The organism is Streptomyces sp. NPDC005551 (assembly GCF_042871785.1).
Classification (GTDB): domain Bacteria; phylum Actinomycetota; class Actinomycetes; order Streptomycetales; family Streptomycetaceae; genus Streptomyces.
Genome location: NZ_JBIAJE010000001.1, coordinates 26,505 through 40,299, shown reverse-complemented (window position 1 = coordinate 40,299; position 13,795 = coordinate 26,505). Strand labels below are relative to the sequence as shown.

At 71.7% G+C, this 13,795-nt stretch carries 14 protein-coding genes and 1 pseudogene; 8 read left to right on the top strand and 7 right to left on the bottom strand.

Translation table 11 applies throughout. The annotated features are described in order from the left end of the window. From ACFYP4_RS00155 to ACFYP4_RS00125, 7 genes are all read left to right on the top strand, one after another. Positions 1–843, top strand: coding sequence for a glutamate ABC transporter substrate-binding protein (locus ACFYP4_RS00155; RefSeq protein ID WP_358851436.1), 843 nt, complete (start codon positions 1–3; stop codon positions 841–843). Positions 844–957: 114 nt separating this feature from the next. Then, a complete protein-coding gene (locus ACFYP4_RS00150; protein WP_358851435.1) occupies positions 958–1,626 on the top strand; it encodes an amino acid ABC transporter permease in 669 nt (222 codons plus the stop codon). After that, positions 1,623–2,525, top strand: coding sequence for an amino acid ABC transporter permease (locus ACFYP4_RS00145; protein ID WP_358851434.1), 903 nt, complete (start codon positions 1,623–1,625; stop codon positions 2,523–2,525). The genes ACFYP4_RS00150 and ACFYP4_RS00145 overlap by 4 nt, the downstream gene beginning before the upstream one ends. Positions 2,526–2,780: 255 nt before the next feature. Then, positions 2,781–4,586: an FAD-dependent monooxygenase gene (locus tag ACFYP4_RS00140; RefSeq protein ID WP_388781238.1), complete on the top strand. Its 1,806-nt coding sequence runs from the start codon at positions 2,781–2,783 to the stop codon at positions 4,584–4,586. 159 nt (positions 4,587–4,745) lie between these two features. Continuing rightward, on the top strand, positions 4,746–4,940 hold the full coding sequence (locus tag ACFYP4_RS00135; protein ID WP_358851432.1) for a putative leader peptide: 195 nt from the start codon (positions 4,746–4,748) through the stop codon (positions 4,938–4,940). A gap of 76 nt (positions 4,941–5,016) precedes the next feature. Then, entirely contained in the window at positions 5,017–5,544 is a 528-nt protein-coding gene (locus tag ACFYP4_RS00130; RefSeq protein WP_358851431.1) for a cysteine dioxygenase, read from the top strand. Further along, complete coding sequence (locus ACFYP4_RS00125; RefSeq protein ID WP_358851430.1) at positions 5,541–6,008, top strand: rhodanese-like domain-containing protein; 468 nt, start codon at positions 5,541–5,543, stop codon at positions 6,006–6,008. Before ACFYP4_RS00130 ends, ACFYP4_RS00125 begins: the two co-directional genes overlap by 4 nt. Before the next feature lie 232 nt (positions 6,009–6,240). Here ACFYP4_RS00125 and recX read toward each other — a convergent pair whose 3' ends face one another. The 4 genes from recX to ACFYP4_RS00105 all read right to left on the bottom strand — a co-directional run bounded on the left by recX (position 6,241) and on the right by ACFYP4_RS00105 (position 10,224). Further along, positions 6,241–7,107, bottom strand: coding sequence for a recombination regulator RecX (gene recX / locus ACFYP4_RS00120; protein ID WP_388781233.1), 867 nt, complete (start codon positions 7,105–7,107; stop codon positions 6,241–6,243). Positions 7,108–7,110: 3 nt separating this feature from the next. Then, the gene (recA, locus tag ACFYP4_RS00115; RefSeq protein ID WP_358851428.1) at positions 7,111–8,232 is read right to left on the bottom strand and encodes a recombinase RecA; all 1,122 of its coding nucleotides are present in this window, start codon (positions 8,230–8,232) and stop codon (positions 7,111–7,113) included. 313 nt (positions 8,233–8,545) lie between these two features. After that, entirely contained in the window at positions 8,546–9,793 is a 1,248-nt protein-coding gene (locus ACFYP4_RS00110; RefSeq protein WP_388781229.1) for an AI-2E family transporter, read from the bottom strand. Between the two features lie 236 nt (positions 9,794–10,029). Continuing rightward, on the bottom strand, positions 10,030–10,224 hold the full coding sequence (locus tag ACFYP4_RS00105; RefSeq protein ID WP_358851426.1) for a DUF3046 domain-containing protein: 195 nt from the start codon (positions 10,222–10,224) through the stop codon (positions 10,030–10,032). A gap of 80 nt (positions 10,225–10,304) precedes the next feature. Here ACFYP4_RS00105 and ACFYP4_RS00100 point away from each other — a divergent pair, with 80 nt between their 5' ends. Beyond that, complete coding sequence (locus tag ACFYP4_RS00100; protein ID WP_358851425.1) at positions 10,305–11,261, top strand: hypothetical protein; 957 nt, start codon at positions 10,305–10,307, stop codon at positions 11,259–11,261. A 100-nt stretch (positions 11,262–11,361) separates the two neighbouring features. Here ACFYP4_RS00100 and ACFYP4_RS00095 read toward each other — a convergent pair whose 3' ends face one another. The 3 genes and pseudogenes from ACFYP4_RS00095 to ACFYP4_RS00085 form a co-directional block, all read right to left on the bottom strand. After that, complete coding sequence (locus ACFYP4_RS00095) at positions 11,362–11,670, bottom strand: AzlD domain-containing protein (RefSeq protein WP_388781224.1); 309 nt, start codon at positions 11,668–11,670, stop codon at positions 11,362–11,364. After that, positions 11,667–12,455 (bottom strand): AzlC family ABC transporter permease, encoded by a 789-nt coding sequence (locus tag ACFYP4_RS00090; RefSeq protein ID WP_388781221.1) that lies wholly within the window; start codon positions 12,453–12,455, stop codon positions 11,667–11,669. The genes ACFYP4_RS00095 and ACFYP4_RS00090 overlap by 4 nt, the downstream gene beginning before the upstream one ends. 287 nt (positions 12,456–12,742) lie before the next feature. Further along, positions 12,743–13,594 (bottom strand): annotated as a pseudogene (locus ACFYP4_RS00085) (AraC family transcriptional regulator); the annotation flags it as partial. Positions 13,595–13,795: the final 201 nt, after the last annotated feature.

Here is a 13,795-nt window from a genome sequence, read left to right as displayed (position 1 = left end):
ATGAAGCTCCGCAAGGTCACCGCCGCCTCGGCCGCCGTGCTCGCCCTCGCCCTGTCCGCCACCGCGTGCGGCGGCGACGACAAGGACGACAGCGGCTCCGGTTCCGGCGACGGCGGCACGATCAAGATCGGCATCAAGTACGACCAGCCCGGCCTCGGCCTGAAGGAGCCGGACGGGTCCTTCTCCGGCTTCGACGTGGACGTCGCCACCTACGTGGCCAAGGAGCTCGGCTACAAGGACGACAAGATCGAGTTCGTCGAGACCAAGAGCGCCGACCGCGAGAACGCGCTGGCCCGCGGCGACGTCAAGTTCATCGCGGCCACCTACTCGATCAACGACGAGCGCAAGCAGAAGGTCGACTTCGCCGGCCCCTACCTGCTGGCCCACCAGGACCTGCTGCTCAAGGCGGACTCCAAGATCACCAAGGGTACGGACCTCAACGGCAAGAAGCTGTGTTCCGTGACCGGGTCCACCTCGGCGCAGAACGTCCAGAAGACCATCGCGCCGAAGGCCCAGCTGCAGCAGCGCGGCGGTTACTCGGAGTGCATCGCCGGCCTGCAGAGCGGTGCCGTGGACGCGGTGACGACCGACGACTCGATCCTCGCGGGCTTCGCCGCGCAGGACAAGTACAAGGGCCAGTTCAAGCTCGCGGGCCTCAAGCTCAGCAACGAGAACTACGGCATCGGCATCAAGAAGGGCGACGCCGCGACCGAGAAGAAGATCAACGACGCTCTCGAGAAGATGGTCAGCAGCGGCGCCTGGGAGAAGGCCGTGAAGGCGAACTTCGGTCCGGCCAACTACAAGTACGAGCAGGCCCCGAAGATCGGCGTCATCGTCAAGTAACGCAGGTCACGCAGGGTTTCTGCAGGCGCGCCGCCGCCCGCCGCGATCACGGCGGCGGCGCGCCGCGCCCGCCCCGTAGCCACGTACTCCACACACCCGGAAGCGCGGGAGATCGTGTTCGACTTTCTTGAAGGTTACGACGTCCTCGGGGCGTTCTGGATGACGGTGAAACTCACCGCCCTCTCCGCCGTGGGCTCCCTGGTCTGGGGCACCCTGCTCGCCGCGATGCGGGTCAGTCCGGTCCCGTTGATGCGTGGGTTCGGCACCGCCTACGTGAACATCGTCCGGAACATCCCGCTGACCGTCATCATCGTCTTCACCTCACTGGGCCTCGCCGACATCTTCGGTATGACGATGGGCGTGCCAGACGACTTCGATGCCCTGAGCTTCCGGCTGGCGGTGCTCGGACTGGTCGCGTACACCGCCTGCTTCGTCTGCGAGGCGATCCGCTCCGGCATCAACACCGTGCCCGTCGGACAGGCCGAGGCCGCCCGCGCCATCGGTCTGAGCTTCAGCCAGGTGCTGTGGTACATCGTCCTGCCGCAGGCCTTCCGCTCGGTGATCGGCCCCCTGGCGAACGTCCTGATCGCGCTCACCAAGAACACCACCGTGGCCGCCGCGATCGGCGTCGCCGAGGCAGCTCTCCTGATGAAGAAGATGATCGAGAACGAGGCCCAGACACTCGCCATCGGCGCGGTCTTCGCGCTCGGTTTCGTCCTACTGACCCTGCCCACCGGTCTCATCCTGGGCTGGCTGAGCAAGCGACTGGCGGTGAAGCGATGACCTCCGTCCTCTACGACGCTCCTGGCCCCCGCGCCAAGCGGCGCAACGTGATCTTCTCGGTGGTCTTCTTCGTTCTGCTCGCCCTGGTTCTGTGGTGGATCTGGGTGACCATGAGCGACAAGGGACAGCTGAAGTGGTCGCTGTGGGAGCCGTTCACCACGTCCCAGGCCTGGACGACCTACCTGCTGCCGGGTCTGGCGAACACCCTGAAGGCCGCGGCACTGGCCATGGTCATCGCGCTTCCGCTGGGCGCGTTCTTCGGTATCGCCCGCCTGTCCGACCACCGGTGGGTACGCATCCCCGCCGGTGCGGTGGTGGAGTTCTTCCGCTCCATCCCGGTGCTGCTGCTGATGCTCTTCGTCTACGAGCTCTACGTCCGCTCGGCGGGCATCAGCAGCGAGGACCGGCCGCTCTACGCGGTGGTCACCGGCCTGGTGCTCTACAACGCCTCGGTGCTCGCCGAGATCGTCCGGGCCGGCATCCTCTCCCTGCCCAAGGGGCAGTCGGAGGCCGCCATGGCGGTAGGCCTGCGCAAGAGCCAGACGATGACCAGCATCCTGCTTCCGCAGGCGGTCACCGCGATGCTGCCGGCCATCGTCAGCCAGCTCGTCGTCATCGTGAAGGACACCGCGCTTGGCGGTGTGATGATCGGATTCACCGAGCTGCTGAACTCGCGCGCGACGCTGGCTGCCAACTACGCCAACGTCATCCCGAGTTTCATCGTGGTGGCCATCATCTACATCGTGCTGAACTTCATCCTCACCACCTTCGCCGGCTGGCTGGAGGGGAGGCTGCGGCACAGCAAGAAGGGCACGGGCGCGGTCCTCGGGGCCAAGGACGTGGACGAGCTCAACGCCGCCGAGGTGGGCGGCACTTTCGGGACCGGAGCTTCCGCTTGATCGGACGGACGGATCTCCGGGCGGCCGGCGGCACCATCACGATGCCCGCTCACCGTCGCCCGGAGTTCCGCGTCAGCCGTCAGAGGATGTCAGCGCGGGCGCACCCCGTGCCGACCTGTCGGAGAGCCACCGCCTCCGTCACTTGACGCAAGCACCGGCAATGGGTTGCATACGTTCTGTGATCGTGCACCCCGCTCCAACTGCCTGTTTCCGTATGTCGTCGAGGACACCGCTCCGGGCAGGGGGCACCGCGTCATGGACCCGGTGATCATCGTCGGCGCGGGGCCCGTGGGGCTTGCGCTCGCCCTGGCGCTGGCCCGGCACGAAGTCCCCTCCGTGGTCCTCGACGAAGGCCCGGGCAAGGACGAACAGCGGTTGGCACGCACCGTCGTACTGCGCGAGGACACCGCCGCGCTGGTCGACCGGCTGACCGGGTTCCCGCTGGACGCGGACGGCTTCCGTTGGGCCGGATGGCGGTCGATGCGGCGCAAGCAGGTGATGCGCGAGATCAGTTTCGACGAGGACGGCAGGGTGATGCCGGGAAGCGGCACGCGGGGCCCGGGCGGCGCCAAAGTCCCGGCACCGGGGCCGGTTTCCGCGCGAGGTGCGGCCGACACGAGCGGCATCGGCGGTGCACAGGAGGCAGGCGGCGCGGGAGGCTTCGGCGCCGCGCAGCTGCTCGGCGGCCCCGAACTGTTCGCCCCGCTGCACATCGCGCAGCACGTCCTGACCGCCGCCCTGCGCGAGGCCGTCGCGGGCGAGCCGCTCATCAAGGTCGCCGTGAACAGCCGCCTGGACGCCGTCGAGCAGGACACGTCAGGAGTCACCGCCCACACCCGCGGCCCCCACGGCACCTGGTGGCGCGGCAGTCACCTCGTCGGCTGCGACGGCCCGCGCTCGACCGTCCGCAAGCTCCAGGACATCCGCTTTCCGGGCCGTACGGCCGTGGAGCGGCACGCCGTCGCCGCGCTGCGCACGGAGCTTCCCTGGCCCGGGGAGGCGGTGCTGCACCGGATGCCGCCGTGGCGGACGTCGGGTCCCTCGGCGGGCGAGGTGACCGGACGTCCCCTCCCCGACGGGGTGTGGCGGCTGGACTGGCTGCTGCCGCCCGGGAAGGACCTGGTCACCCCCGAACTGCTGGTGGCCCGCATCAGGGAGACCCTCGGCGGCTGGAGCGGCGGCTCCCCGCCCCCGTACGAGCTGCTCGACACCGGCGTCCACACCGTCCACCACCGTCTCGCCCGCCGGTGGCGCGTCGGCCGGGTCTTCCTCGCCGGGGACGCCGCGCACCTCCTCGGCGCACTGGGCACCCAGGGCCTGGACGAAGGCCTGCGGGACGCCGACAATCTCGCCTGGAAGCTCGCGCTGGCCTGGCATCACGGACCGCACGAGGCGCTGCTCGACAGCTATCAGGCGGAACGCCGCGCCGTCGTGGCCGCCCGGCTGCGCGCCGCCGACCAGGCACTGCCGGTCCTGCGCGGGGGCGGTGGACTGCGTTCGTACGTCCCCGGGTCGGCCCGCGGACACGACGCGCTGCTCACCGACGGCCACCTGGGTCGCGGACCGCTGGGTGCGCCGGGAGCGTACGACGATTCGCCGCTCGCGCCTCCACACGCCGAGGCGACGGCCGCGGTGGCCACGGCGCCGGGCGCGCCGGTGACCGATGTCCGGGTGACCGCCGAGGACGGTTCCTTCGTGCGGCTTCGGGACCGGCTCGGGCGCGCGGTGCTGCTGGTGGTGCTGATCGCGCCGGGGACGGGCGTGTGGGAGCGCAAGCACTGGGTGTCGGCCGGGATCATGCCCCGGCTCGCCGCCGCCGTCACGGCGCTGCCGCACCCTGCCGAGCTGCTGGTCGCGGAGAGTTATCCGGGCGCGGCCGCGCACACCGTGCTGCTGGTCCGTCCGGACGGCCACCTGGTCACGGCCCTGAGCGGGGTCCGCCCTGCCGATCTGTACGCGGCCGCGGAGGCGACCCTGGGCGGACCGGCGAAGGCCGGAGCCCATGCGGATGCCGACGCGGATGCCGACGCGACGGCGGAGGCGGCGGCCGGCCGGCGCTGAAGCCGGGCTCGGGCGGGGCTCGGGCCGGGTCGGGCGGGGCTCGGGCCGAGCTCGGGCCGCGCTCGGGCAGGCCCGGCTCGGGCAGGCTTCCGGCCGGGGCTCGCGCAGGGTCGGGCAGGGTCAGGGCCGGGTTCGCGCCCGGCGAGTGCCCTGCTTCCGGTGGGCGTCCGGGCTCGTCCGGGACCCCTCCGCACCTGCGAGTCGCCGCCCGGTCCACATACTGACAGTGAGTTGAACAGCCCGCCCGGTCATGGTGTACTCGCGAGCGTGACCGACACCTGCGTGCACCTGTGGCGGAGGGTCCATATGGACCTCGTCCGCTATGCGGGCTGCGTGTGTCGTCCGTCCTGCTGAATTCGCCTCTCCTTCCTGCGTGCCCACCGTCCGCGGTGCGGCACGCGCCCACGCGAAAAGCCTCAGGACGGTACCCGTGTCTGTGTCACCTTCTGTCTCCGCGCCCCCGCACACCCCCACCCAGGCCGAGCTGCTGGACTTCGTGCGCCGCGCCGCCGCCGACGCCGCACTGATCGCCTCCCTGCCCCTCGACCCCGAGGGCCGCACCTGGGTGCGCCTGGAGGGCCCCGGCGGCAGCGAGGCCTGGCTGATCGGCTGGCCCCCCGGCACCGGAACCGGCTGGCACGACCACGCCGACTCGGTCGGCGCCTTCCTCACCGCGTCGGGGGAGCTGAAGGAGAACTCACTGGCCGCCCGGCTGCCGACCGACGGCTGGCGGACCCTGGAACTCACCGAAGGCGTGGACCGCGAGCGGCGCCTGACCGCCGGCAAGGGCCGCTCCTTCGGCCGGCACCATGTGCACGAGGTGCTCAACGAGTCCACCGAGAAGCACGCGATCTCCGTCCACGCGTACTATCCGCCCCTGCCGCAGATCCGCCGCTTCAGCCGTACGGGCCAGGTGCTGCGCCTCGAGCAGGTCGAACGTCCGGAGGACTGGCAGTGAGCGCGCATCCCGAACGCCCGGTGGGCATCGACGAGTTGCTGGAGCGGGTCCGCGAAGGGCTCGACCGGGTGTCGGCGGAGGAGGCGCACGCTGCCGCCGGGGCGGGCGAGGCGCTGCTGGTCGACATCAGGTACGCGGCCCTGCGCGAACGTGACGGACTGATCCCCGGCGCCCTCGTCGTCGAGCGCAACGAACTGGAGTGGCGTCTCGACCCCCAGGGCAGCCACCGCGCCCCGCAGGCCACGAACCACGATCTGCGGGTCGTGGTCGTCTGCAACGAGGGCTACGCGTCGAGTCTCGCGGCGGACTCCCTCCGGCAGTTGGGACTGCGCCGGGCCACCGACCTGGTCGGTGGTTTCCAGGCGTGGAAGGCGGCCGGGTTCCCCGTGACAGCCCCCTCGGACGAGGAGACGGCGAAGTCGTCGGCGATACCGGCGTCGGAGGCAGGCGTACCGGCGTCCTAGACGGGCGTACCGGTGTCGTACGCGAGGACGGGCGTCCCTGGCCGTAAGGGGGCGCTCGTCTCCGCGTACCGCGCTCCCGGACTGAGGGTCGGTACGTGGCCGGACCGGCGAGACAGGCGGCGTCCCCTCGGAGGCGTCTGGGACAGACGGAACCGTCCAGCACCCCGCTCGGGAACGGGGCGGCATCGACCACGCGTCGCCGCGAGAAGCGTCCCCAGTCCCCCTCGGGAGGTCAGAACCCCTCGCCGTCCAGTCCCTCCGTGTCCTCGCCCTCTTCTTCCAGCGCCTGTCGGACCACACGCAGGGCCATGCCCTCGGAGTAGCCCTTGCGGGCGAGCATGCCGGCGAGGCGGCGCAGCCGCTTGTCGCGGTCGAGGCCGCGCGTGGAGCGCAGCTTGCGGGCCACGAGGTCGCGCGCGGTCGTTTCCTCCTGCTCGGGGTCGAGCTGCCCGACGGCCTCGTCGATCAGCGTCGAGTCCACCCCCTTCGTCCTCAGCTCACGCGCGAGTGCCCGCCTGGCCAGCCCTCGGCCGTGGTGCCGGGACTCCACCCAGGCTTCCGCGAAGGCACCGTCGTTGATCAGTCCGACTTCCTCGAACCGGGACAGCACCTCCTCCGCCACGTCGTCGGGGATCTCTCGCTTGCGCAACGCGTCCGCGAGCTGTTTTCGCGTGCGCGGGGTCCCGGTGAGCAGGCGCAGACAGATCGCCCGCGCCTGCTCAGCCGGGTCCCGCGGGGGCTCCCCCTGCTCGGCCCTCGACGAGAAAGGGGGGCCTCCGTCCTGGGGGCCGGAGGAGTCACCGGGCGGATCGCCGAAGCCCCCGCGCCGTCGACGGCCACGGTTCGGTCCGCCCCCGCGCGGACCCCCGTCACCTCCGTACCGGCCACCGCCGCGGCGCGGACCGCCCGACGGCGATCCCCCGCCGTCCGCGGCCTCCGCCCCGGCGCCGTACGGCCCGTCACTGCCGTGGTCGTCGCCGTAGCCCTCGCGGCCCTTCCACCCGTCGCCGTCCGGGGACGGGATGCCGTCCCCGAGGGGCGGCTGCCCTTCGGAGGCGACGGGTCGGACGTACTCGGCCCAGTCGGTTCGCCGTGTCACGGACTAGCTCTTCGCCGCCGCGGCCTTGGACTTGGCGGTCTTGGCCGCGGGGGCCGGCACCGTCTTCGCGGCGTCGTCCGCAGCGGCCGGGGCCACCGCGTCCGCCCCCGGCTCTGCGGGCTTCTCCGGCTTCACACCGACGCCGAGCTTCTCCAGGATCTTCTTCTCGATCTCGTCGGCGAGGTCGGGGTTGTCCTTGAGGAAGTTGCGCGCGTTCTCCTTGCCCTGGCCGAGCTGGTCACCCTCGTACGTGTACCAGGCGCCGGCCTTGCGCACGAAGCCGTTCTCCACGCCCATGTCGATCAGGCCGCCCTCGCGGCTGATGCCGTGCCCGTAGAGGATGTCGAACTCGGCCTGCTTGAAGGGCGGCGCGACCTTGTTCTTGACGACCTTGACGCGGGTGCGGTTGCCGACCGCGTCGGTGCCGTCCTTCAGGGTCTCGATGCGGCGGATGTCGAGACGCACAGAAGCGTAGAACTTCAGCGCCCGGCCACCGGTGGTGGTCTCCGGGGAGCCGAACATCACGCCGATCTTCTCGCGGAGCTGGTTGATGAAGATCGCGGTGGTCTTCGACTGGTTCAGCGCGCTGGTGATCTTGCGGAGGGCCTGGCTCATCAGACGGGCCTGGAGACCCACGTGCGAGTCACCCATCTCGCCCTCGATCTCCGCGCGCGGCACCAGGGCGGCGACGGAGTCGATGACGATGAGGTCCAGCGCGCCGGAGCGCACCAGCATGTCGACGATCTCGAGGGCCTGCTCGCCGTTGTCCGGCTGGGACAGGATGAGGTTGTCGATGTCGACGCCGAGCTTCTTCGCGTACTCCGGGTCGAGGGCGTGCTCCGCGTCCACGAACGCGACCTGGCCGCCCGCCCGCTGCGCGTTGGCCACCGCGTGCAGGGTCAGGGTCGTCTTGCCGGAGGACTCCGGTCCGTACACCTCCACCACTCGGCCGCGGGGCAGGCCACCGACGCCGAGGGCGACGTCGAGCGCGGTCGACCCGGTGGGGATGACCTCGATGGGCTCGTTCGGCCGCTCGCCCAGGCGCATCACCGCGCCCTTGCCGAATTGCCGTTCAATCTGTGCGAGCGCGGCGTCCAACGCCTTCTCGCGGTCGGTTCCTGCCATGGGTTCCACCCGATTTGCTTGAGTCGATCGCTTCACGTCAAAGACGCTAACGCCTGCCACTGACAATGCGCCTCGACGCCCGCCCACCCTGTGGATAACTCGGACACTTCTGCCTGAAATCCCCGCCGAAAGCCCTGCCGGAGACTCCATAAGAATGGATGTTCGATTTTAGTGTCAAGCGCACCACGCGGCTGCGCGGCGACCGGATGACCGTCCTCCGCCGCGTCGCGGGGCGTGCCCCCGCTGTCCGTCCCCGCGTGCCCCGACAGCGACTGGACCACGCCTCGGCGCACAGGCCGGCCCCCGCGCGCGATTAGGGGGCGGGCTCCTCACCGGACTCCGTATCCGGCCGCGTACGCACAGTTCGCGCGCGCTTCAGGAGGCTGCCCGGCCGCCGCCCCCGGTGCCCGTGGACCCGTGGGTCGTCCGTGACGTCGTACCGCTTCACGTAGGCGCCCAGGAACGCCTGGAGCGTCGCGACGGCCGGGATGGCGATCAGTGCGCCGACGGCACCGAGGAGGGCGGTGCCCGCGATGACCGAGCCGAAGGCGACCGCGGGGTGGATGTCCACGGTCTTGGAGGTCAGCTTGGGTTGCAGCATGTAGTTCTCGAACTGCTGGTAGACCACGACGAAGAGCAGCACCCAGAGCGCGTACCAGGGGTTGACCGTGAAGGCGATCAGCATCGGCAGCGCGCCCGCCAGATAGGTGCCGATGGTGGGAAGGAACTGGGACACCAGGCCGACCCAGACGGCGAGCACGGGCGCGTAGGGGATACCCAGGGCCTGCAGCAGGATGTAGTGCGCGACGCCGGAGACGAGCGCCATCAGACCGCGCGAGTACAGATACCCGCCCGTCTTGTCCACGGCGATCTCCCAGGCGCGCAGCACCTCGGCCTGGCGGGCCGGCGGCAGTACCGAGCAGAGTGCGCGTCGCAGCCGCGGCCCGTCGGCGGCGAAGTAGAACGAGAACAGCGCGACCGTCAGCAGCTGGAAGAGGCCGCCCAGGACCTGCGCGGACACGTCGAGGACGCCCGTGGCGCTGTTCTGCACGTACTTCCGCAGCCAGTCGGAGTGGACCAGGCCTTCCTGGATGTCCACCCGTCTGAGCTCGGTGTGGAAGGTCGTGTTGATCCAGTTGATGACCGAGTCGAGATACGCCGGGAGGCCCTCGACCATCTTGATGATCTGACCGGCGAGCATCGAGCCCAGCAGCGTGATGAAGCCCGCCGTCACGATCATCACGCCCAGGAAGACCAGGAAGGCGGCCAGTCCTCTGCGCATGCCGTGCGCGGCCATCCAGCTCACCGCGGGCTCGATGGCGAGCGCCAGGAAGAACGCGATGAGGATGTTGATCAGCAGGCCGGTGAGCTGGTGGAACGCCCAACTGCCCAGCTGGAAGGCGGCGACCAGGGCCAGGGCGAGCACCATGGCGCGCGGCAGCCAGCGGGGCATGCGTCCGCCCCCCTCGGCGGCGTCCCCGGCCGGTGGGCCTGCGGGCGGCGTCGTACCGAGCGGCGACTGATGCGGGGCGACCTGCGAGGTCTCGTCTGTCGGGGCCACGGAGCAAGTCTCGCCCACGCCACCGACAATCGGCCCCCATCGTCCGATCTCGTGACCCTTCGGCCGCTTCGGCCGCGACCGCGCCGCGGACTCCGGCTTCGGCCTTCGCGGTCCCCGTCGCCCCACCTCGGACCCGCCAGCTGCTTTCGCGGCCCCCGTCGCCCCACCTCGGGATCGCTCCTGTTGCTTTCGCGGTCCCCGTCGCCCCACCTCGGACGGGGCCCGGCTGCCTCGCGTCAGCGGTTCTCGTGCGGGACGTTCATCGTCGCGCACACAGCGCGCCACACGTCCTTGGCCTCCCAGCCCGCGTCCAGCGCCTGGTGCACCGTGCGCCCGCCGAGCTCCGTCATCACGTGATCACGCGCGAAGGTGTCGGCGTACCCCGCTCCGAAGTGATCCGCCATTCGCTGCCAGAAGACCGTCAACCGCATGACTCCAGTATCCCGCCCCTGAGGGTGGGCCCCCGCCGGTACCCCTTGCCGGAAACGCTTTCCGTCCTACGGTCTGACCCATGGACGAATCAGGAGCATCCCCACTCCCCCCGTCGCCCCCGGCGCCGACCCCGCTCGCGCGCGCCGAGCACTTCGTCTGGCTCACCGCGCGCGTGCTGGAGCAGCGCCGGTTCGAGTACCACTTCCTCGACGGCGGCGACGACCGGGGCGCCGACGCGGTGGAGACGGCACTGGCCGCGTACCGCAACGAGGACGGGGGGTACGGTCACGCGCTCGAGCCCGATCTGCGCGGTCCCGTGAGCCAGCCCCTGCACACGGCTCACGCGCTGCGCGTCCTGGACTCCGTCGGGCGGTGCGGCGGACAGCGGGTGGAGCGTGTCTGCCGCTATCTCACCTCCGTGGCGACACCGGACGGTGCCCTGCCGGCGATCCATCCCAGCCAGCGCGGCTATCCGGCCGCTCCGTTCGTGCCGGTCGTCGACGATCCGCCGAGCGACCTTCTCGCCACCGGCCCCGTGGTGGGTCTGCTGCACCGCAACGAGGTGTGGCACGCCTGGCTGTTCCGGGCCACCGACTTCTGCTGGCAGGCGGTGGAGTCCCTGGAGAAGTCCCATCCGTACGAGGTCGAGGCCGCGGTCGCCTTCCTGGACGCGGTGCCCGACCGTTCGCGCGCGGAGGCCGCCGCCGACCGGCTGGGCCGCCTCGTGCGCGAGCACCGGCTCGCGGTTCTGGACCCGGCGCGTCCCGCTGCGTACCCGGTGGCGCCCGGTTACGCACCGGGCGAGCATCACTTCCCGTACGACTACGCGCGTACTCCGGACTCGCTCGCGCGCGCGTGGTTCACGGACGACGAGATGGCCCGCTCACTGGACCGGCTGACGGGCGAGCAGCAGGAGGACGGCGGCTGGCCGGTGCGCTGGCGTCAGTGGGCACCGGGCACGGCCCTGGAGTGCCGCCCCATGGTGACCATCGAGGCACTGCGCACCCTGCGGGCGTACGGGCGGGCCGTCGGCTGAGCCCGGCCTGGGCACCCCGGACCGCGGCGGTCGGCCCGGGGCGGGATCGTACGCGTGCGTGCGTGCGTGCGTGCGTGCGTGCGGGCTGCGGGCCGCGGCGTCAGCCCGTCAGCGCCCGCACTCCCGCCGTCACGACCACGGCCGCCAGGACGACGAGGAGGAAGGGCGCCCGCAGGATCAGGGCCACTGCGGCCGCGGCGAGTCCGGCGGCCTTGGCATCCAGCACCAGCGCGCGCCCGTCGGCGAAGGTCTGCTGGGCCGTGAGGGCGGAGAGGAGGGCGACCGGCAGGAGCGCCGCGAGGCGCTGGACGAGGGGGCGTTCCAGCAGGCCCGCGGGGACCAGCAGCCCGAGGAGCTTGACGAGGTAGCAGCCGACGGCGGTCGCGCCGATCGCGATCCAGATGTTCAACGTTCTTCCTTCTGTGCCTTCTCTGGTGCTTCCTGCGGTGCTGCCCGGTGTGCTTCCTCTGGTGCTGCCGGGTGTGCTTCCTCCGGCGCGTCCTGGAGTGCTGCCCGTTCTGTTTCCTGCTGTGCGTCGCCGGCGGTGGTCGTCGAGCGACGTCCGGTCGCCCAGAGGACGGCGGGGGCGGCCAGGGCGGCCACCAGGACCGGCACTCCGGCGGGCAGGACGGGCAGGAGACCGAGCCCCAGGACGACGGCGAGGCCCGCCACCGTGCGCTCGGTTGCGGACTTGAGCATCGGTGCGAGAAGCGCCAGGAAGACGGCGGGCCCGGCGGCGTCCAGTCCCCACGCGTCGGTGTCACCTATGGCTTCGGCACCGGCCGCGCCGAGCAGTGTGGTGAGGTTCCACAGCACGTAGAGGGTGAGTCCGGTGACCGTGAACCCGATGCGGACACCGCGCCGCGTGGGCTGGGCGAGGGCCACAGCCGTGGTCTCGTCGATGACCCACTGCGCGGCGAACGGCCGCACCGCGCGCGGGAGGGCCAGCAGTTGCGAGAGACGCAGTCCGTAGAAGGCGTTCCGCACGCCCAGGAAGAACGCTCCGGCAGCCGCCGTCAGCGGGTTGCCCCCGGCGGCGAGCGCGCCGACGAGGGCGAACTGCGAGGCACCGGTGAACACCAGGAGGCTGAGCGCGCAGGTCTGCAGCAGCGTCAACCCGCTGCCCGCCGAGGTCACCCCGAAGGCGAAACCGGACAGTCCGACGGCGACCCCGACTCCGAGTGCGTCGCGCACGACGGCGGAGTCGGCTTTCCCGACCCGCTCAGCGTCCTGTCCGCCCGCTCTTTCCCGGCCTGCTCCACCGGCCTGGCGGCCCTCCCGGTCTGCTTCACCGGCCCGCCGGTTCTGCCCGCCCTGGCGGTCCCGGGCGTCCCGGCCGTCCCGGGCGTCCCGGCCGTCCCGGGCGTCCCGGCCGTCCCGGGCGTCCCGGGCGTCCCGGCGGTCCCGGCCGCCGAGGTCGTCCGGTCCGTTCTGGTCGCGTATGTCTGCGGTCGCCGACTGTTCTCCCACGCCCCCGACGATAGGAGCGGGTCTCCCCGTCGGTCTTGTACGTTCTTGCGCTCGCGCTGGTACGCGCCGGGAGGCACACCCACGATCCGGGTGAAGTGGCGGTTCAGGTGCGGCTGGTCCGTGAAGCCGACGGCGACGGCCGCCTCCACGGGGGCGGTGCCGGCGTCCAGGAGGTGCCGTGCCCGTCGGACGCGGGCGTCGGTCAGCCAGGTGTGGGGCGGCATCCCGTAGGTGTCCCGGAACGCCCGCAGCAGCGCGAAGGGGCTGGCGCCGAGATCGGCGGCGAGCCGCTCCAGGGACGGCGGATCGGCCATCCGCTCCTCCAGCACGGCACGCGCGCGTGCGGCGATGCGGGCACCCGCGGTGCGTACGACCCGGTGCGGCATCGGCCCGCCGTTCAGCCGCAGGAGCCGGGTCACCGCCACCCGCAGCAGGGTGTCCGCGGCGAGTGCGTTGCCCTCGTCGGCCGCCCGGAGCACTTGGTGGACCAGGCCGGCGGCGTACGGATCGTCCAGCACCGGACTCGTGAAGCCGGGGGTTCCGCGGATGGCCGTGGTCTCGGCGGCGATCTCCGCCACCAGTCCGGGCGACGGGTACACGGCCCCGTACCGCCAGCCCTCGGGAACGCCGGCGCGGCCCGTGTGCGGAGTGTCCGGATTGACCAGGGCCAGGGAGCCGGGGCCCGCGTACCGGTCGGCGCCGCCGTGGTGGAAGACCTCGACGCCGTCCGCGATGGCGGCGATCACGAAGTTCTCGTGGGTGTGCCGCACGAAGATCTTCTCGACGTAGCGGGCCCGCAGCAGGTCGACACCGGGCAGTTCCGCGTACTGCCAGTGCCGTGCCCGCTCCCCGGAACCCGCCATGCCCTCCATTCTGCGCCACACGCCGAGGGCCGCTCCGGGCGGTGCGAAGCGGGCGGACGGCCACGGGCCGAGGCCCGGCGGGCCGACGCCGAGGACCGGGCCCGATGACGGGTCGGACCGGCCCGGGAGCGGGTTGTCGGCGCCCCCCCGTCGCCCGGCATCTGCCCACGCCGCACCCACACCCCGTTTTCGCAGGTCAGG